We start from the raw sequence: 18742 nt of genomic DNA, 5'->3' as shown, positions 1-18742 counted from the left end.
TCAGGGCAATCACAAATCACTCTCCAGGAGGACACCATGCAGGACTTCACCTACCGGCTGCCGCAGAAGCGGGAACTGATCACGGAGCTGCCCGGCCCGATCAGCGCAGCCCTGGCACAGCGCTGCGAGGCCGCCGTCACCGGCGCAATCAAGCCCAGCCTCCCCGGCTACATCGTCGACGCCGACGGCGGTGTGCTTATCGACGCCGACGGTAACTCCTTCATCGACTTCGCCTCCGGCATCGCTGTGACCAGCGTCGGCGCCTCCAACTCCCGGGTCGTCGAGGCCGTCCGCGAGGCAGTCGGCCACTTCACCCACACTTCCTTCCCCATCTCCCCCTACGAGTCTTACGTAGCCGTGGCCGAGAAGCTCAACGAGATCACCCCCGGCACCCACGAGAAGAAGTCCGTGCTGTTCAACTCCGGCGCCGAGGCCGTGGAAAACGCCGTGAAGATCGCCCGCGCCTACACCGGCCGCCGCGCCGTCGTCGTCTTCGACAACGCCTACCACGGTCGCACCAACCTCACCATGGCCATGACCGCGAAGAACAAGCCCTACAAGAACGGTTTCGGCCCCTTCGCCAGCGATGTCATCCGTGTACCCATGTCCTACCCCCTGCGCGATCAGCTCTCCGGCGCCGACGCCGCCGCCGAGGCCATCCGCACCATTGAGCTCGAGGTCGGCGCTGAGAACCTGGCCTGCGTGGTAATCGAGCCGATCCAGGGCGAGGGCGGCTTCATCGTTCCCGCCGAGGGCTTCCTGCCTGCCATCAGCCAGTGGTGCACCGACAACAACGTCGTCTTCATCGCCGATGAGATCCAGGCCGGCATGTGCCGCACAGGTGCCTGGTTCGCCGTCGACCACGAGGGCGTCGTACCGGACCTCATCACCACCGCCAAGGGCATCGCCGCGGGCATGCCACTGTCCGCCGTCACCGGCCGCGCCGAGATCATGGATGCTCCCGTCGTCGGCGGCCTGGGCGGCACCTACACCGGCAACCCCGTCGCCTGCGCCGCAGCCCTCGCCTCCCTGGCAGAGATGGAAGAGCACGACCTCTCCGGACGCGCCCGCGAGATCGAGGCCATCATCCGGGAGGTCCTCGAGCCCCTGACCAGCGAAGGCACCGTCGCCGAGGTCCGTGGCCGCGGCGGCATGGTCGCCCTCGAGCTTATCGACGCCGCCGGCAAGCCCGCCGCCGCCCTCACCGCCGCCGTCGCCGCAGAACTGAAGTCCCAGGGCATCCTCATCCTCACCTGCGGCATGGACGGCAACGTCATCCGCCTCCTCCCCTCGCTGGTCATCAGCGAAGACCTCCTGCGTGAGGGCCTCGACGCCCTCGCCGCTTCGATCCGCGCCAATGCCTAAGCGAGACACCTACATGATCTACCCCGATTCCCTCCCCCAAGACCTGCCCACCGGCGTATGGCTTGGCCTGGATAACCGCCCGGCAGCCTCCGGCGAGACCTTCCCCGTCGAAGATCCCGCCACCGGCTCTGTCATCGCCGACGTCGCCAACGCGGACTCTGCCGAATGGAACACAGCCCTCGATGCCGCAGTCGCCGCCCAGGATGAGTGGGCCGCATGGGCCCCGCGCCGCCGCGCCGACGTGCTCTCCGCCATCTTCGCCGAAATCACCCGCCGCGCAGAAGATTTCGCCACCGTCATGACCTTGGAAATGGGCAAACCCCTCGCCGAGTCCCGCGGCGAGGTCGCCTACGGCGCCGAGTACTTCCGCTGGTTCGCTGAGGAGGCCGTCCGCCTCCCCGGCCGCGTCAACCAATCCCCCGGCGGCCTCGGCTACATGAGCGTCACCCGCACCCCCGTCGGCCCCGTCCTGGCGATCACTCCGTGGAACTTCCCGCTGGCCATGGCCACCCGCAAGATCGCCCCAGCCCTGGCTGCTGGCTGCCCCGTCTTGGTCAAGCCCGCCATGGAAACCCCCCTGACGTTGCTGCTGCTCGGACAGGTCTTCGCCGAAGTCTTCGCGCGTTTCGACGTCCCCGCCGGCCTCGTCTCCATCATCCCCACCACCCGCGCCGCCGAAATGTCCGCCGAGCTCATGGCCGACCCCCGTCTGCGCAAGGTCACCTTCACTGGCTCCACTCCGGTCGGCCGCCAACTGGTCCGCCAGTCCGCCGACAACCTGCTACACACCTCCATGGAGCTGGGCGGCAATGCTCCCTTCGTCGTCGCCGCCGATGCCGATCTGGACCAGGCCGTCGAGGGTGCCATCATGGCGAAAATGCGCAACGGCGGCGAAGCCTGCACCGCCGCCAACCGCATCTACGTCGACGCTTCCGTTGCGGCTGAGTTCACCGAGCGCTTCGCCGCCCGCATGGCCAGCTACCGCACCGGTCACGGCCTCGAAGAAGGTTCCACGCTCGGCCCCATCATCACCGCCAAACAACGAGATCGAATCGCCTCGCTTGTCGACGCCGCCGTCACCGACGGCGCCACCATCGTCACCGGTGGACACGCCGTCGACGGCCCCGGCTACTTCTTCGAACCCACCGTCCTCACCGACGTCCCGGCCGGCGCCGACATCCTCACCCAGGAAATCTTCGGCCCCGTCATCACCGTGACCACCTTCTCCGGGTTGGAAGAAGGCGTGCGCCTGGCTAACGACACCGAGTTCGGCCTCGCTGCTTATGCCTTCAGCGGTTCCTTCGAAGGCGCCGCTTACCTAGCCGCCAACCTCCAAGCCGGCATGGTCGGCATCAACCGCTTCGCCATTTCCGATCCCGGCGCCCCTTTCGGCGGCATCGGCCAATCCGGCTTCGGCCGCGAGGGTGGAGTGGAAGGCATCGAGGAGTACCTCGACGTCAAGTACATCGCCACCCCCAACATTGAGAAAGGCCCCGGGCTATGACCGCACCTTCCAATCCAATAGCTAAGGCCACGCACTCCGCTGGCCTGACCTTCTGGCAGGGCGTCGCCCTCATCTTCGGCACCAACATCGGTGCCGGTATCTTGAGCTTGCCGTACGCAGGCCGCAACGGAGGCTTCCTCGCCCTCATCGTCGCCCTGCTCATCGCCGGCACCTTGACGACGATCTCCATGCTCTACGTCGCCGAAGTCTCCCTCCGCACCCGCGAACCCTTCCAGCTTTCCGGACTCGCCGAGAAGTACCTAGGACAAGTGGGCCGCTGGCTCGTCTTTGCCGCCATCGTGGTCAACGGCGTCGGCGCCTTGATCGCCTACGCCGCCGGCTCGGGCATGCTGCTCAACAACATCTTCGGACTCAACCCCGTGATCGGCACCCTGATCTTCTACGCCATCGGCTCCCTCATCATGTGGAAGGGCCTGCACGCCACTGGCGTCGTCGAAGCCATCATCACCATCGGAATGGCCGCGATCATCATCGTGTTGGTCGGCTGGACCGTCCTCGGCCCTGGCATTAGCTTCACCAACCTGGCGGTGTTCCACCCATACTTCATCATCCCCATCATGAACCTGGCGGTGTTCACCTTCCTGGCTCAGTACGTCGTTCCCGAGCTGGCCCGCGGAATGGAGCACTCTCCGGAGACCCTCCCCCGTGCCATCATCGTCGGAATGCTCGCCACCGGCTTCACCCTCGCCCTGGTGCCGTTTGCGGCCCTCGGCCTCATGGGCACCTCCGTTACCGAAGTGGTCACCATCGCCTGGGGCGAACGACTCGGCCCGGTCGCTTACTACCTGGCCAATATCTTCGCGCTCGCCGCCATGTTGACCTCGTTCCTCGCCATTGGCTTCACGATGATGCGCAACGTCATGAACATGTTCCACTGGGAGGAATTCGGCTGGAAGCGCATCGCCGCCCTCGCCCTCACCGTCATTCCCCCAGTTGCGATCGTCTTCGCCGGGATGGGTGGCTTCGTCGCCGCACTGACCTACGCCGGTGGCTTCGCCGGAGCAGTCATGTCCGTCATCCCTGTCCTGCTCTTGCGCGTCTCCCGCAAGCATGGCGACCGCATCCCTGTTTGGACCGCCGGCTGGGTAGCCAACCCCGCGATCCAATGGACGATCATCGTCGTCTACGTCGCGGCCTTCATCTACTCAATCCTCTCCCTCACCGGCGTCGTCCCGGAGGGTTGGGCTTAAAAACGCATCGCTTTAGAAAAGGTCAGGCTGCGGCCTGGCCTTTTAGGTCTCCTTGCTATCGAGGGGGCGTCCCCACTCGGCGCAGTCAGAACGCTCACGGGGCGGTGGTGGCCCTTCCCGCTCGATCTGCTCTGTCTTCTGGGCTTGGGACTCCGAGCGGATCCTCGCCCTGCGCTTGGCTATCCGTTGGGACACCGTTTGCAGCCACCGCCGCTCACTAGCAGCTAACGGCCCATCCCCCTCGGATTCTGCCCAGGACCCGTCATCAAACAAGAAGTACTTCCGCCTCGTCAGCGGGTCCATCACGTAGGTCACCCGACGATCAGTCTTGACCGCATGGTGCTTGACACACAATGGGGCGAGGTTGGCTGCTGTGGTGGGCCCGCCATCGGCGTGATTGATCCGGTGATCCATCTGTGCTCGATGAGCAGGGGCATCACACCCACCGACTGCACACGTCCCATCAAGGCCGATGACGAGGGAGCGGATATTCGCGGGGGTGGCATACGCCGACGAGACTTTCTGAGCAATCGCATCGAGATCAATCTCCACATCAACCCGGTTAAGCAGATCTTCGGTCTGCTTTGCGGTGAGGTACCCGACCCCGGAGACCCATGCTGGAGCATTCGGGATATCGGATGCTCGGTAGATGTTGAGGGTGACATTCGTTGACCCCTCACCCCTCATCAAGGCCACGAAGGCGTCTGCCTGACTGATCCCATGGGCGATGGCGTGCTTGCGGATACGAAGGTCGATTTCTTGGGCGACGACCCCATCAAGATCAGCATGCAGGAAGCCCCGGCCGTCGTCGAAGGAGATCGAGACACTATCAACCGGTTGTGGGGCGGGATCCTCGGAGGAGATCGACTCATCGAGCATGGTGATGATCGCATTCAGTCGGTTTTTGATCTTGCCTGGGGTGGGCAGGATCTGATTCGTCCGAGTAGGCGTGAGGAATTCTGCTAGTTCGGTATCGATGAGGTCGAGGTGTTCGGTGATGGTGGTGTCTGCTTTACACAACACACCGTCAATCGTCTTCAAGCGGACAAGGTCGAGGTGGAAGTACTCCTCCTGAATCTCCTTCAACTTCGGCAGCTCGTTAAGCCGTTGGTGGGCGCTGATCGCGGACATGAGGTAGTGATCCCCACGCCCCAGAGAACGCCGTAGCTTAGCGAGGACGATGTCAATGTCCTCATCACCATTGGGGAGGACTGATTGCCAGAGTTTGTGGTCTTCTTGGCGTATCTGTGTTCCCCGCCGGGCTACTGGGTCATGAGGTGAGCTGACCGCGAAGTAGTGCTGGGGGCCGGCGGCTGCCTCTTTCAGGTGCGCCTCCACCATGGAAAAGCCAATCTCAAGCGTGAGTGGTAGCGCTTTGCCTGGGTAGAAAATGTCACTGCTCATGTTCACTCACCCCCTTGCCCCTTCGATTAGGTGTTCTAACTCCAATAGTAGAACACAGAATCGAAGTACGCAAGGGGTAGGGCAATGTTTTTGTCCAGGTGGCGCATGTTCAGTGCTGGCAGACTGGCCGCGTTGGCGCTAGTCAGAGGGCTGTGGTGTGCGCAGCTGCGCACACCACTTCACCTGGAAGTCGTAAGTATTAATCTCGCAACTCCCAGGTGATCTCCTCCCTACTTCTGGACGTAGTACAGCTGCTTGTTCACGAACTCATCCATGCCGAGTGGGCCGAGCTCGCGGCCGTAGCCGGAGCGTTTGACGCCACCGAAGGGCAGTTCGGCGCCTTCACCGGCGGGGGTGTTGACGTTGGCCATGCCTACTTCAAGTTCGCGGGCGATCTTCTCGGCGCGCAGCTGGTCGCGGGAGAAGACGGCGCCGCCGAGGCCGAAGGGGCTGTCGTTGGCCACGGCGAGTGCCTCGTCGTCGGAACTGACGCGGTAGACGACGGCGACGGGACCGAAGAATTCGACGTGGTGGGATTCCATATCGGGGGTGATGTCGGTGATGACGGCCGGGGAGAAGAAGGCGGCGTCGCCAAGCACTCCCCCGGCGCGCAGTGTGGCACCTTCCTCGACGGCCTTTTGTACCTGCGCATTGAGGCCTTCAGCGGCGGAGCGGGAGGACAGCGGCATGTAGACGCTGGGACCCGCGGTGTCGGGGGAACCCGGCTCCATTGCTTCGGCGAGGCGGACGAGTTCGGCGACGAAGTCGTCGTAGATGTCATCCATGACGATGAGGCGCTTGTTGGAGTTGCAGGCTTGGCCAGTGTTGTACATGCGGGTGGACCAAGCGAGCTGGGCGGCGGCGGTTACGTCGTCGGTGTCAAGTACGACGTAGGGGTCGGAGCCGCCGAGTTCGAGGACGGCCTTCTTGAGGTGCTTGCCGGCGAGGGAGGCAATGATGGACCCGGCGCGCTCGGAGCCTGTTAGGGAGACGCCTTGGATGCGGGGGTCGGCGATGATGGTGGCGATCTGATCATGGCTGGCGAAGACATTGACGTAGCCTCCGACCGGCACACCGGCATCGCGGAAGATGTCATCGACGGCTTGGGCTGAGGTCGGGCAGATTTCAGCGTGCTTGAGCACAATCGTGTTGCCAAGCATGAGGTTCGGTCCGGCGAATCGGGCGATCTGATAGTAGGGGAAGTTCCAAGGCATGATGCCCAAGAGGGCGCCGATGGGGCGGCGCTTGATCATGGCTGTAGCGCCGTCGGCGGTGCTGATGGCCTGGTCGGCCGTGAACTGGGCGCCGTTGTCTGCGTAGTAGCGCAGGATAGCGGCGGAGAACTCGGCTTCCTCGATGCCTTCGGAAATCGGCTTGCCCATTTCTCGCGAGATGATTTCGGCAAGCTCCTGCTTGCGGGATTCGAAGAGGTCAGCGGCACGGTGTACCGCGGAAGCACGCTCGGAAATATCGAGGGCTGACCAGTCCCGATAGGCCGAATGAGCGGATTCAACGGCCGCAGCCACCTCGGCATCGGTCGCGGTTGGGAAGCGTTCCAGCACCTCCCCGGTAGCGGGGCTTTCGACACGGTAGCCGGTTTCCTTGGTGGACATGTTGTGAACTCCTAGAGGTGGTGTGATTAGACGAGGACGGGTGTTTCAGGTTCCAGGTCAGAGCGTTCCTTCCGGAGCGTCTCGCCGCAGAAGAAGGCCGGGTGCCGGAAGCGGGTGAATACCATGAGGACGACGCCAAGCAGTAGGACTCCCATTCCGAGGACGAAGACGGTGCCTACGCCAGCGATGGAAGATCCCGAGCCGTAGGAAGGATCGATGGAGTCGATGGCGGTGATAAAGAACATCACCAGCAAGAACATGCCACCGAGTCCCGGGCAGACCAGCTTGAACAGGATGTTGCGGGGCGAGCTCAGCAGCTCGTGGCGGAAGTACCACACGCAGGCGAGGGCGGTAACGCCATAGTAGAAGCAGATCATCAGGCCGAGGGCGGTGATGGTGTCCCACAGGGCGTTTTCGGAGAGCAACCGGGTGACGGTGTAGAAGATGGTGGCGCCGGCGGCAGACGCGACCGTCGCCACGCTGGGTGAGCGGAAGCGGGGGCTGATCTTGGAGAATACTGGCGGGAGGGCCCGGTAATAGCCCATGGCCAGGAGGGTGCGGGCCGGAGAGACCATGGTGGATTGCAGGGAGGCAAACGAGCTTGACACGACGGCGACCGACATGAGGATGGCCATCGGGCCGAGCACTGGGTTGGCCAGGGCAGCGAAGATGGATTCCTGATTGTCGGGGTTTCCAGCGCCAAGTCCCTCGGTTCCCGTTCCAGCCCAGGCGATGATGGCGACGGCGGTGAGGATGTAGAAGGTAATGATGATGAGGATGGTAAAGGTGGCGGCGCGGCCGGGGGTCTTCTCCGGATCCTTGGTTTCCTCATTCATGGTGAGGGTGACGTCCCACCCCCAGAACATGAAGATCGAGAGGGAAATACCGGCGGCAATAAGGGAGAAGTTGCCGATGTTCAGCGGGTTGAACCAGGAGGCATGAACCGGAGTGAAGTCGAAACCTCCGTTGTTGTATGCCTGCCAGAGAGCCGAGACATCGAATACCGCCAGGGCGAGCAGCTGCGCGCCAACAAGGATGTACTGGACTTTCTGCGTGGATTCCAGGCCGCGATAGGAAATGTAGGCGGCGAAGGAAATAAGCACGATGGTCGTGGGGATGTTCACCCAGAGGTTGTGGGTGAGGTCGGCGATCTCCGGACGACCGGTGATCTGGGCGATGAGGAGGTAGAGAAAGTCGACGGCCACGGCCGCAAGGTTGGACAGCACGATGACGGTGGCGGTGATGAGCCCCCAGCCGCCCATCCATCCGACCCACGGGCCAAACGCCTTGGTAGCCCACGTGAAGGACGTGCCCGAATCGGGCAGACGGTTGTTGAGCTCACGGTAAGCGAAGGCCACCAGCAGCATAGGGATGAAGCCCAGCAGGAGGATCGCTGGGACATATTCGCCGACGGCCGCGATCGTGGGACCTAGGCCTGAGGTCAGCGTGTAGGTCGGGGCAATACAGCTGACACCGATGACGACGGCGCCGATAAGCCCTACTCGGCCCGTGGCTAACCCCTTTGCCGAGGTATTTTGCTCGCTCATAATGACCCGCCTCCTTCTTCGTAGATGTAGCCAGCTGGCACGACGAGCATGGGCACCGGGATGGTGCGCAGGATTTTGGCCGCCGTGGTGCCAATGAAGATGCGGCCGTTGACCGCCATGCGTGAGGAACCAACCACGACGACGTCGCCCTTTTGCCAGTCGAGCTGCTGCATCGCCTGCTCGATGGAGTCGCCGGCGGCGATGATCGTCGTGGCAGCGCCCGATTCGACCATCTCCCCCGCCAACTCGGTGAGGCGTGCATCGCCGAGTGCGCGGACGTCGTCAAGCACTGTCGCATCGCTGAGCACCAGCGAGGCCAGGCGCAACGGCACTCCGCGACGGCGGGCGCGGTCGACGGCGAGACCGACGACGTCGGGCGCGCCGGGTCGGGAGCCGAACATGGCAGTGAAACGAGTGGTGGGGCCGGTGTAATCGAAGCCTGCCGGGGCGAGCGCCACCGGCACACTGGAGGAATGCAGGAGGGCATTGGCTACCGAACCGACGCGGAACCGGCTGAGGATGGCTCCGTCGCGGGCACCGACCACGATGAGGTCGGCGCCTAGTTCGAGCGCGGTTCGGTGGAGGGTCTCGGCCTCCGATTCGCCCGCCACGATGCGTCCGGTGGCTGAGATGCCCTCCGGCACGCGGTCGAGGGCATCCTGCAGCCATTGCGCCATCTGCTCCTCGACGATCGACGAGTAGCCACGATCGTGCGGGTACGTGCCCGAATAGGGGTTGTCAACGGGGACAACCATGACAATATCGATGTGGACATCGCGGCCCTGCGCCAGCGATATAGCCAGGTTGAGCGCGTCGCGTCCGAAATGGGTTGCCACGTAGCCGACGAGGAATCGTCCCTTGGGGGTGCGCATCGCACTCACTCCTGGTCCAGGATGTGCTTTGCGACGGCCTCGCCCATGCGGATGGCACCATCCACATGCTGGTAGCCTTCCCCAGCGATGTCCGAGCAGGCGTAATGGATGGGGCCGGTGGGCTGGTTCTGCAGGTGACCCCAGCGCGAGAGTCCTCCCAGGTCATAGCTGGTGGCGTAGGCACCGCGGGTCCATTCCTCGGCGGCCATGTCAGAGAGGTAGAAGGCGATGGGGTTCTTTGTCTCCTCGCCCAGGTAGAGCGACATCGCCTCGAGGATGGCGGCCTTGCGCTCCTCGGCGGGCAGATGCCACATTTGCTCGGCATAAACATCCGATACGAAACCGACGAGCGTGCCGTAGGGGTCTTCCTGATCGCCGGAGTAGTTGGTGTTGTCGTAGACCTCCTGGACCAGGCGCCCGCCGCCGAAGCCGGTGCCGGACAGGCCCTTTTCGCGCCAGAAGGGGGTGTCATACACGGCGTGAACCTTGATGACGAGGCCCATGGAAATGTGCTGATGAGCGATGTGCTGATCGCGGGGCAGCGGCGGGGTGTAGCTGATGCGGCTGTAGAGGTTCGGCGGAATGGCGAGCACGACGTAGCGAGCGTTAACAATGGCCTTGTCTGAGTAGGCGGTGACGTTGCCAGGACCGCCATTGTTGTCGACGCCGTTGCGAACATCGGCTTTGACCTTGTTCAGCGGGTCAGCGGTGGTGGCATCGGGGGTCGCCCAGGTAAGCGATCGCACCGGGGAGCCAAGGATGACGTCGTCGCCCAGTTCCTGTGCCATGGTCAGGGAGACGGACTGCATGCCGCCATCGACGCGGGCATCAAGGATGAAATCTTCATCCACCAGGTTGGAGAAAGAGCCTGCCGACGCCGCCATCAGCGCCGCCTGCAAGGCGGAAAAGGTCCGCGAGGGCTTGGTCAACATTCCGGAGGCCACGTAGATGGAGACGTTGTCGATCGCCTCTTCGTCGTCGCACCGCTCGGCGAGCCAGTCCCGGAAGGAAATGGCATCAAGCTCGGCGGCGCGGGGATGCTCCCACGGCTTAGCCGGATCGATCTCGGCGACGAGTGCGTCGAGGTCAGCGATGAGCTTGTCGGCGGCCTCCCGGGTGGTGCCGGAAGTGGGAAGAACGTCGCCCTCGTACTCGTGGCGGGTGCCATCTGGGGAGACGTAGATGGACTTGCCTTCGCGGTAGCGCTGGAAGGTGCTCAAGCCCAGCTCGTCGACCAGCTCAATGAGCCGGGTTTGGTCGGGGGAAATCCACTGGCCACCGAGTTCGATGAAGTGCTCGTTGCCCTGGGCGTCGGCGACGACGCCGTTCCATGTCCGACCGCCGACGCGCTCGCGAGCTTCGAGGACGGCCACGGACAGGCCGTTTTTCTTGAGGGTGCGGGCGGCCATGAGTCCGGCGGGACCGGCTCCGATGACGACGACATCTCGGTCGAGAGTCTGAATATCGTTGGCGTTCACGATGTCTCCTGTCATTCCCGCGTCTGGCGGGGTAGTGATATACGACAATGGGGTCTGAACCCTAGAACATAATGAACGGCATTCATTATGTGTTGCCCGTCACTGTATATGATCCACGTCACGAAGGGAAGAGTCTGTCCCCAATGAATAAATCCCGGCGACCCCGCGGCCGAGGACGCCCAGCTCAGCCCGCCATTACCCGCGACGCTATCGCTGCGGCAGCCTTGAAGCTCACCCTCGAGACTGGCTACGACAAACTCACCATGTCTGCGTTGGCCCGCCACCTGGGAGTAGCCCCCAGTGCCCTCTACAACCACATCACCAACAAAGCCGAGCTCCTGGTTCTCTTGCAGGACGCCGTCATGGGGCTGGTCGATACCGAGCCCCTGTTGCGCGCCACGCGCGGCGAAATTGGTGTCGCCGATGCACTGCGCGCCTGGGCCCGCTCCTATCGCGATGTCTTCGCCGAACACACCCCCTTGGTCCAAGTCATCGCAACCCTTCCCGTCGCTGGCGCACCACGGACACAGGAAATGTACGATGCCGTCGCCGCCGCGCTGTTCTACGCCGGTGTTCCCGCCCATCAGGTCATGCCAAGGGTCGTAGCAATGGAATCCTTCATCTACGGATCCGCCTTTGATACCCAAGCCCCCGCGCACATCTTTGAAGTCCCCGCCGACGGGGGCCAGCCATTGCTTGAGTTGCGGCGGGCGACGGAGGCCTTTAAGCCAGCGCCAGCGGGCTTAGCTGGGTCAAACCCCTACTCCGAAGAGCCCTTCACCGTGGGGCTGGATTTACTGCTGGCGGACCTATAGACCTCACGTTTGACCGAGCTGCGGCGTTTACTAGGTGAGAGCTATTGATGGAAAGGTGATCACGATGGCAACGAGACACGCGTTCGTGCAGACGGTCCTGGGTGAACTGACCCTCGTCGCGGAGGATTCGGGGGTGAGTGGGATCTTCTTCCCCGGACACCGGTACCTGCCGGAAGCATCCTCGTTTGGGGCAATGGTGATCGCCGACGATGACGAGGTGTTGTCTCAGGCAGCCGAGCAGCTCTCCGAGTATTTCGCCGGTGCACGCCAGACCTTCGACGTGCCCCTGGCGGCCCACGGCGATGAGTTCTCCGAACGAGTGTGGGCGCTACTGCGCGAGATCCCCTACGGCGAAACGACCACCTACGGCGCCCTGGCTGTGCAGCTGGGCAACCGACACTTGGCTCAGCGGGTGGGCCAAGCCGTGGGACACAATCCCATCTCCATCATCATCCCCTGCCATCGCGTCATCGGTGCGGACGGCTCCCTAACCGGATTCGCCGGCGGACTAGAGCGCAAGCGGTGGCTGCTGGAGCTCGAAGAGCCCGCCGGGCAGCGCTTGTTCTAAGTAGGCTGCGAAAGATGAAAGGTCCATTCGAGCAGGCAGTGCACCAGCACGGGGCCACGATCCTTCGGGTTTGCCGCACCGTCCTGGGCTACGGCGCCGACGCCGACGATGCCTGGTCAGAGACCTTTCTCGCCGCCTTGCGCTCGTGGCCGGAACTGCCCGGCGACGCGAACGTGGAGGCGTGGCTCGTGCGAGTCGCCCAGCGCAAGTCCATCGACATCACCCGTGCCCGGCGCGCCATCCCGACTCCTGAAGTGCCGGAGCATCCCTCTTCAAGGGGCAATCCCGGCGCGGACGAGGGCATCTGGCAGGACGTGGCGCAGCTGCCAGATCGGCAGCGCCTCGCCATCGCCTACCACTATCTGGGCGGGCTGCCGCACACCGAGACTGCCCGGTTGATCGGCGGGACGGCGGAGGCCGTGCGGCGGGCGTCGGCAGATGGCATCAAGAACTTGCGCAGGACCTACTCGACGGAGGAGCCCTCATGAACCTTGCCTCTTTCCCCATTTCCCGCGCGGACCTCGACCAACTCCACGTTGAACTAGGACGACGCGCCGCGGCGGAAGGGAACCTCGACGTCGCTTATCGCATCGTGGATTCCCCGCTCGGCCCGCTGTTGTTGGCCGCGACGGAGAAAGGCCTCGTGCGTGTGGCCTTCGAGGTCGAGGGTTTCGACGCCGTCCTGACGACCATCGCCGCCAAGGTCAGTCCGCGAGTGCTGGAGGCTCCCGCGCGGCTGGACACGGTCGCCGGAGAATTAGAGGAGTACTTCTCTGGTCGCCGCCAGGTCTTCGATCTGCCCCTGGATTTCGCCCTCTCCGCGGGATTTCGCCGCGAGGTGCACAGCTTTCTCCCCCGCATCACCTACGGAAACACCCGGTCCTACAAAGAGGTCGCAGCGTTGGTGGGCAAGCCGACGGCCATTCGCGCCGTGGGAACCGCCTGCGCCACCAATCCCCTGCCGGTGATCATTCCGTGCCACCGCGTGCTGCGTTCCGATGGAACCCTGGGCGGGTACCTCGGCGGACTGGAGGCAAAATCGATCTTGCTGGACCTCGAGAAGGGAGACTCCCATGGAGCCGCTCTTCGGTGATGACCTACTTGGGCCTCCTGCGGTCGAGCTCCCGGCGGATGCACACCATGTGCCGGGCTGGCTCACCTTGGAGCAACAACGGTGGATCGTCGCCCGCTTCCACGAATGGATCCAAGGCCCGGTCCCCCTCCACTCCCCAAAGATCCGCGGGCATGACATGAGCGTACAAACGGTGTGCCTTGGCTGGCATTGGCGCCCCTACGAATACACCCGCAACGCCGTCGATGTGAACGGACATCGAGTCCTCGACTTCCCCGAATGGATGGTACGGCTGGGCCGCCAGGCCCTCATTGCCGCCACTGGCGACCACGACGCTGGGGCCACCTACACCCCAGACACCGCGCTGGTGAATTACTACGCCGACACCGCCAAGATGGGGATGCACCAAGACCGGGAGGAACGCTCCCCCGCCCCGGTCATTTCCCTCTCCATCGGAGATTCCTGCAAGTTTCGCTTCGGCAACACCAACAACCGTAGTAAGCCCTATCACGACATCGATCTCGCCTCCGGCGATCTCTTCGTTTTCGGTGGCCCAGCCCGGCTGGCTTATCACGGCGTGCCAAAGATCTATCCGCATACTGCGCCGCCCGACTGCGGGCTGGCGTCAGGCAGGCTCAACATCACCCTGCGGGAAACAGGGTTGACTGACTGACGACGCCGCCGTGGGCTCGAGGCACGGGGGTAAAGTAGCTGGGGAACAGAATCTTTTCCACTCTTGGCAACCCGAGGAAGTCCCGTGCATCGGCCCCCAGCAGTCCGCACCGTCCGCCACGACATCAACACGAAGCCGTTCATCGTGATTTGGGAGGTGACGCGAGCCTGTGGCTTGGTGTGCAAGCACTGCCGAGCCGACGCCCAGCATGAACCACACCCCGATCAGCTGTCGACGGACGAGGGTAAGCGACTACTCGACGCGCTGTCGTCTTATGAGAAGCCCCTTCCCCTGGTTGTGCTCACGGGTGGCGATCCTTTCGAGCGGGAAGACCTCGAAGAACTTACGGCTTACGGCACGTCCAAGGGACTCAACGTGTCGCTCTCCCCGTCAGTCACCCCCAAGCTCACCCCGGAGCGCATTCGATCACTGCGGGAAGCTGGCGGCAAAGCCATGTCCATGTCACTGGACGGGGCCACCGCGCAGACCCACGATGCGTTCCGCGGATTCTCCGGCACCTTCGAGCAGACCATCGAGATGGCTCCGGTGATCAACGAGGCCGGCTATCGCCTGCAGATCAACTCCACCCTGACGCGTGACAACATTCACGAGGCCCCAGCGCTACTGAAGAAGGTCATCGAGATGGGCGCGAAGATGTGGTACGTCTTCTTCCTCGTACCCACTGGCCGAGGAGCAGCACTCAATTGTTTGTCACCGGAAGAGCGTGAAGACGTCCTCAACTGGCTAGTTGATATCTCGGACCGCATCGCCATCAAAACGACCGAGGCCCCGCAGTACCGCCGGGTGGTTCTGCAACGCCGCGAGGCCGAGGAGTCCGGAGCACCGAAGTATGCGGGCGGGCCGCTTTACGAGAACCTCACCCAACAGACCACCGCCCTGCTTGGCGAACACGCGGCGAAGCCACGTCCGCCGCGCTCCCCCATGGCAGTGAACTCGGGCTCTGGTTTCGCCTTCATCGACCACGTCGGCGACGTTTACCCCAACGGTTTCCTCCCCCTGCACTGCGGAAACGTCAAAGATACCGATTTTCCAGAGATCTACACCGAATCACCGGTGTTCAAAGAGCTCCGTGACCCCGACAATTGGCACGGAAAGTGCAGCGTGTGCGGATTCCACACCGTCTGCGGAGGTTCACGTTCGACAGCGTTCGCACTGACCGGTGACTACCGAGCTTCCGACCCAACCTGCGTCTACGTCCCACCCGGGTGGGAAGCCGACTCAACAGCTAAGGAGTCGGGGGTGCGCACCCCGCCGTTGAAACTCACTGTCGTGGAAGGTCCGACGTCGATTTAGGATCGGGTGTCCTGCTCTACTTCATGCGTGCCCCTATTGAACGAACCGCCATCGCTCGTTGGTCTCCGCATCCACTAGCACCAGAGTCGAAGGGTCGGGCTGCTCGACGAGACGTTGCCCGCTCAACGCATTCCGCATGTCTTCCTGCGCGTTGGTTGTATCGGGGCAGGCCATACGGGTCGATCCTAAAAGGCCGAAATCGATGGTCTTTGGTTCACCAGTTGAAATGACAGCCTCACCGAAAATCCGGTTGCACGAATCCGTGCCGCTCAGCTTGTCTCCCTCGATTCGGAAGTTGGCGGTGCGGTCGGTCTCTAGGTGCCAGTCAATGTCTGAGATCGGTGCTGGTCCGCGACATGCCGACAACACCGCTGTCATAGCGACCGCCAGCCCGACCACGGTAGCGCCCATAATCAATTGTCGTCTTTTCATTACTTAACCTGCCTTTCTATGGGAGTCTTCTACTGGTGGAAACAATGCCCACCATGTTGTCCCCGACGGCTCATCGATTCTCGAGGTGCCTAGCCCTCCAGCTTCTCCCCCACTTCGAGCCATTCCATCTCGAGGGCTTCCCGCTCGGCGTGGGCTTCTTGGAGTGCAGCATTGGCGGAGGAGATGAGGGAGTAGTCCGGGTCGGCGGCGGAGGAGGCGACGGCCATGTCTTGCTCGAAGGTGGCGATGCGTTCGTCGAGCTTGCTCATTTTGCGTTCGAGGCCGTTGAGCTGCTTTTTTAGCTCGCGTTGCTCTTGGGAACTCAGGCCGGAGGACTTCTCCGGTGCTGCGGGCGCCATCTTGTCGCCGAAGTCCAGGGGGCCGGAGCCAGCGGCGGCGGCCATGGCTCGGCGTTGCTCTAGGTACTGTTCGATGCCGCCGGGCAGGTTGGTGAGGGTGCCGTCGCCGAACAGCGCCCAGGTGTTGTCGGCGATGCGCTCGATGAGGTAGCGGTCGTGGGAGATGACGACGAGGGTGCCCGGCCAAGAGTCCAGGAGGGACTCAAGTTCCTGGAGGGTGTCGATGTCGAGGTCATTGGTGGGTTCGTCGAGGAGCAGGACGTTGGGTTCGGCCATGAGGACGCGGGTGAGTTGGAGGCGTCGGCGTTCGCCTCCGGAGAGGTCGCCGACGGGGGTGCGTTGGCGTTTGGCGGAAAACCCCAGGCGTTCGGCGAGTTGGGAGGCGGAGATTTCTTTATTGCCTAGCTGGACGTAGCTGGCGACGTCCTCGACGGCGTCGAGAAGCCGCATGGCAGGGTCGAGGTCGTCGAGTTCCTGGCGCAGCCACCCGAGTCGCACGGTCCGGCCTTCGATGCGTTTGCCGGCGCTGAGCTGGTGTTCACCGGCGAGGGTGCGCAGCAACGTTGTTTTTCCGGAGCCATTGACGCCGACGAGGCCGATTCTTTCGCCGGGGGCGAGGCGCCACGTGAGGTCGTCGACAAGCAGACGCCCATCGGGCGTTTCCACCCGGGCGTCTTCCAGCTCGATGACGACTTTTCCTTGGCGTTGGCGGGAGAATGCGGTGAGTTCGACGCTGTCCCGTGGGTCGGGCACGTTGGCGATGAGGGCCTCGGCGGCTTCGATGCGGTAGCGGGGTTTGGAGGTGCGGGCCGGGGCGCCGCGGCGCAGCCAGGCCAATTCCTTGCGGGCGAGGTTCTGGCGGCGCTGCTCGATGGCGTCGGCCTGGCGGGCCCGCTCGGCGCGGGCGAAGGTCCAATCGTTGTAGCCGCCCTCGTAGGCGTCGACCTGGCCATCGTGGACTTCCCAGGTGAGGGTGGCAATCGTGTCGAGGAACCAGCGGTCGTGGGTGACCACGACGACGGTGAGTTTGCGGCTGATGAGGTGGTCGGCCAGCCATTGCACACCTTCGACGTCGAGGTGGTTGGTGGGCTCGTCGAGGACGATGAGGTCGAGGTCGCGGACGAGCGCGGCGGCGAGGCTGACGCGGCGGCGCTCACCTCCGGAGAGTCCACCAACCGCGGTGTCCAGGCCGAGCTCTGCCACGCCGAGGCCGCCGAGGACTTCGCGGACGCGGGCGTCGGAGGCCCATTCGAAGGTCTGCAGGCCGAGTGGTTTAAGCACGACGTCGGCGATGGTGTCGGTGTCGACGAGCTCGGATCGCTGGGTGACCACGGCCATCCGCAGCTCGGAGTTGTGGGAGACGCGTCCCTCATCGGGTGGCTCGATGCCCGTGAGCACCTCCAGCAGCGTCGTCTTGCCGCCGCCGTTGAGCCCCACGACCCCGATGCGATCGCCAGTTTGCACGCCGAGGCTGACGCCGTCGAGCAGGGTTTTTAGGCCCCACGTTTTGGAAACGTTCTCGAGGTTGATGAGGTTGACCATGCCGGTGAGCCTAGTCGAATGGTTAGTCGAGGACGTACGCGCCCTTGGTGGGGCCGTGTGCGACGGCTCCGGAGTAGAGTCCCTCGGCCAAGAGGTCGTCGAGGAGGTCGCGGGCGTGCAGCTCAGAGGAGCAGAGGAAGGCGCAGGTGGGGCCCGATCCCGACACGATCGCGGCCAGTGCCCCGGCCTGTTGGCCCAGCTTCAGGGTGCGGGCAATGTCACTGCGTAGGCTCACGGCCGCAGCCTGCAGGTCGTTGACCAACCAGGGTGCGAGTTGTTCCGGCGAACCACTCATCAGCGCCTTCGACAGTTCCGTCGTGTCCAGGGAAGGCGACAGGTCACGGCCCTGCGCGCGTAGTTCGTCGAGGTGGCTGAACACCCGCGGGGTGGACAGACCCTTCTTAGAAAAAACCAGCGCCCAGTGGTAATTACCGCGCGAGAGCATGTGGGTGAGCTGCTCGCCGCGCCCGGTGCCCAGCATCGTCCCGCCGCGCAGGGTAAAGGGCACATCGGAGCCGAGTTCGCCGGCGAGGGCGTCCAGGTCCGCCGGGTCGAGGGGCGGGAGGTAGTCGCTGAGCAGGGCTTGGGTGGCCACCAGCGCGGCCGCCGCGTCGGCCGATCCGCCGGCCATGCCGCCGGCCGTCGGGATGCCTTTGCGGATGTGGATGCGCACCGAGGGAGCGGATTCGAGCCCCCGGGCCCGGTAGGCGTCCACGAGCTTATCGACGCCCCGCCACGCCAGGTTCGTCGGATTGCACGGCACGTACCTCGCGTCGAGGCCAGTCACCGTCAGGTCGGAGACGATGCTGCCCTCGCGCACCTCAACGTCCTCGTCGATGAGCAATGAAAGGGTGTCGTGGAGGTCGAGGGACTGGAAGACGGTGACCAGTTCGTGGAATCCATCCTCGCGCGCGTCCCCCACCCCGAGGTGGAGGTTGACCTTGCCGTGGGCGCGGGCAGCGATCTCACGCAT

The 18742-nt window shown here is 63.7% G+C and carries 17 protein-coding genes; 9 read left to right on the top strand and 8 right to left on the bottom strand.

The features are described 5' to 3' along the window. Positions 1 to 36: 36 nt before the first annotated feature. Genes gabT through CATRI_RS03820 form a run of 3 tightly spaced genes read left to right on the top strand, consistent with a single transcriptional unit; the run spans position 37 to position 4080 of the window. Positions 37 to 1365, top strand: coding sequence for a 4-aminobutyrate--2-oxoglutarate transaminase (gabT, locus tag CATRI_RS03830; protein ID WP_290219908.1), 1329 nt, complete (start codon positions 37 to 39; stop codon positions 1363 to 1365). Beyond that, positions 1358 to 2869 carry an NAD-dependent succinate-semialdehyde dehydrogenase gene (locus CATRI_RS03825; RefSeq protein ID WP_290219906.1) on the top strand — a complete coding sequence of 504 codons (1512 nt, stop codon included), beginning with the start codon at positions 1358 to 1360 and terminating at the stop codon, positions 2867 to 2869. Before gabT ends, CATRI_RS03825 begins: the two co-directional genes overlap by 8 nt. Beyond that, positions 2866 to 4080 carry an aromatic amino acid transport family protein gene (locus tag CATRI_RS03820; protein WP_290219904.1) on the top strand — a complete coding sequence of 405 codons (1215 nt, stop codon included), beginning with the start codon at positions 2866 to 2868 and terminating at the stop codon, positions 4078 to 4080. Before CATRI_RS03825 ends, CATRI_RS03820 begins: the two co-directional genes overlap by 4 nt. Before the next feature lie 42 nt (positions 4081 to 4122). Here CATRI_RS03820 and CATRI_RS03815 read toward each other — a convergent pair whose 3' ends face one another. The 5 genes from CATRI_RS03815 to CATRI_RS03795 all read right to left on the bottom strand — a co-directional run bounded on the left by CATRI_RS03815 (position 4123) and on the right by CATRI_RS03795 (position 10979). Next, complete coding sequence (locus tag CATRI_RS03815; RefSeq protein WP_290219902.1) at positions 4123 to 5484, bottom strand: HNH endonuclease signature motif containing protein; 1362 nt, start codon at positions 5482 to 5484, stop codon at positions 4123 to 4125. A gap of 230 nt (positions 5485 to 5714) precedes the next feature. Continuing rightward, positions 5715 to 7097 (bottom strand): NAD-dependent succinate-semialdehyde dehydrogenase, encoded by a 1383-nt coding sequence (locus tag CATRI_RS03810; RefSeq protein ID WP_290219900.1) that lies wholly within the window; start codon positions 7095 to 7097, stop codon positions 5715 to 5717. 26 nt (positions 7098 to 7123) lie between these two features. Continuing rightward, on the bottom strand, positions 7124 to 8644 hold the full coding sequence (locus CATRI_RS03805) for an APC family permease (protein WP_290219898.1): 1521 nt from the start codon (positions 8642 to 8644) through the stop codon (positions 7124 to 7126). Next, the gene (locus CATRI_RS03800) at positions 8641 to 9516 is read right to left on the bottom strand and encodes a universal stress protein (RefSeq protein ID WP_290219897.1); all 876 of its coding nucleotides are present in this window, start codon (positions 9514 to 9516) and stop codon (positions 8641 to 8643) included. The genes CATRI_RS03805 and CATRI_RS03800 overlap by 4 nt, the downstream gene beginning before the upstream one ends. 5 nt (positions 9517 to 9521) lie before the next feature. Beyond that, the gene (locus CATRI_RS03795; RefSeq protein ID WP_353959740.1) at positions 9522 to 10979 is read right to left on the bottom strand and encodes a flavin monoamine oxidase family protein; all 1458 of its coding nucleotides are present in this window, start codon (positions 10977 to 10979) and stop codon (positions 9522 to 9524) included. Between the two features lie 158 nt (positions 10980 to 11137). On the opposite strand from CATRI_RS03795, the gene CATRI_RS03790 reads away from it, so the two are divergent. The 6 genes from CATRI_RS03790 (at position 11138) to CATRI_RS03765 (ending at position 15436) form a co-directional block, all read left to right on the top strand. Next, positions 11138 to 11809, top strand: coding sequence for a TetR/AcrR family transcriptional regulator (locus tag CATRI_RS03790; protein ID WP_290219893.1), 672 nt, complete (start codon positions 11138 to 11140; stop codon positions 11807 to 11809). 64 nt (positions 11810 to 11873) lie between these two features. Further along, complete coding sequence (locus tag CATRI_RS03785) at positions 11874 to 12377, top strand: methylated-DNA--[protein]-cysteine S-methyltransferase (protein WP_290219891.1); 504 nt, start codon at positions 11874 to 11876, stop codon at positions 12375 to 12377. A gap of 14 nt (positions 12378 to 12391) precedes the next feature. Beyond that, on the top strand, positions 12392 to 12865 hold the full coding sequence (locus CATRI_RS03780) for an RNA polymerase sigma factor (protein WP_290219889.1): 474 nt from the start codon (positions 12392 to 12394) through the stop codon (positions 12863 to 12865). After that, the gene (locus CATRI_RS03775; RefSeq protein ID WP_290219887.1) at positions 12862 to 13470 is read left to right on the top strand and encodes a methylated-DNA--[protein]-cysteine S-methyltransferase; all 609 of its coding nucleotides are present in this window, start codon (positions 12862 to 12864) and stop codon (positions 13468 to 13470) included. The genes CATRI_RS03780 and CATRI_RS03775 overlap by 4 nt, the downstream gene beginning before the upstream one ends. After that, positions 13451 to 14122: an alpha-ketoglutarate-dependent dioxygenase AlkB family protein gene (locus CATRI_RS03770; protein WP_290219885.1), complete on the top strand. Its 672-nt coding sequence runs from the start codon at positions 13451 to 13453 to the stop codon at positions 14120 to 14122. Before CATRI_RS03775 ends, CATRI_RS03770 begins: the two co-directional genes overlap by 20 nt. An 84-nt stretch (positions 14123 to 14206) precedes the next feature. Further along, the gene (locus CATRI_RS03765) at positions 14207 to 15436 is read left to right on the top strand and encodes a TIGR04053 family radical SAM/SPASM domain-containing protein (protein ID WP_290219883.1); all 1230 of its coding nucleotides are present in this window, start codon (positions 14207 to 14209) and stop codon (positions 15434 to 15436) included. A 33-nt stretch (positions 15437 to 15469) separates the two neighbouring features. On the opposite strand, the gene CATRI_RS03760 is transcribed toward CATRI_RS03765, so the two are convergent. The 3 genes from CATRI_RS03760 to CATRI_RS03750 all read right to left on the bottom strand — a co-directional run bounded on the left by CATRI_RS03760 (position 15470) and on the right by CATRI_RS03750 (position 18742). Beyond that, positions 15470 to 15868, bottom strand: a complete 399-nt coding sequence (locus CATRI_RS03760; RefSeq protein ID WP_290219881.1) for an META domain-containing protein — start codon at positions 15866 to 15868, stop codon at positions 15470 to 15472. Positions 15869 to 15957: 89 nt separating this feature from the next. Further along, positions 15958 to 17769, bottom strand: coding sequence for an ABC-F family ATP-binding cassette domain-containing protein (locus CATRI_RS03755; RefSeq protein WP_290219879.1), 1812 nt, complete (start codon positions 17767 to 17769; stop codon positions 15958 to 15960). Between the two features lie 22 nt (positions 17770 to 17791). Beyond that, positions 17792 to 18742: a 4-(cytidine 5'-diphospho)-2-C-methyl-D-erythritol kinase gene (locus CATRI_RS03750; protein WP_290219877.1), complete on the bottom strand. Its 951-nt coding sequence runs from the start codon at positions 18740 to 18742 to the stop codon at positions 17792 to 17794.

Origin of the sequence: Corynebacterium atrinae (assembly GCF_030408455.1) — a bacterium.
In the GTDB taxonomy this organism is placed as follows: Bacteria; Actinomycetota; Actinomycetes; order Mycobacteriales; family Mycobacteriaceae; genus Corynebacterium; species Corynebacterium atrinae.
This window is presented reverse-complemented; position numbering and strand designations above follow the sequence as displayed.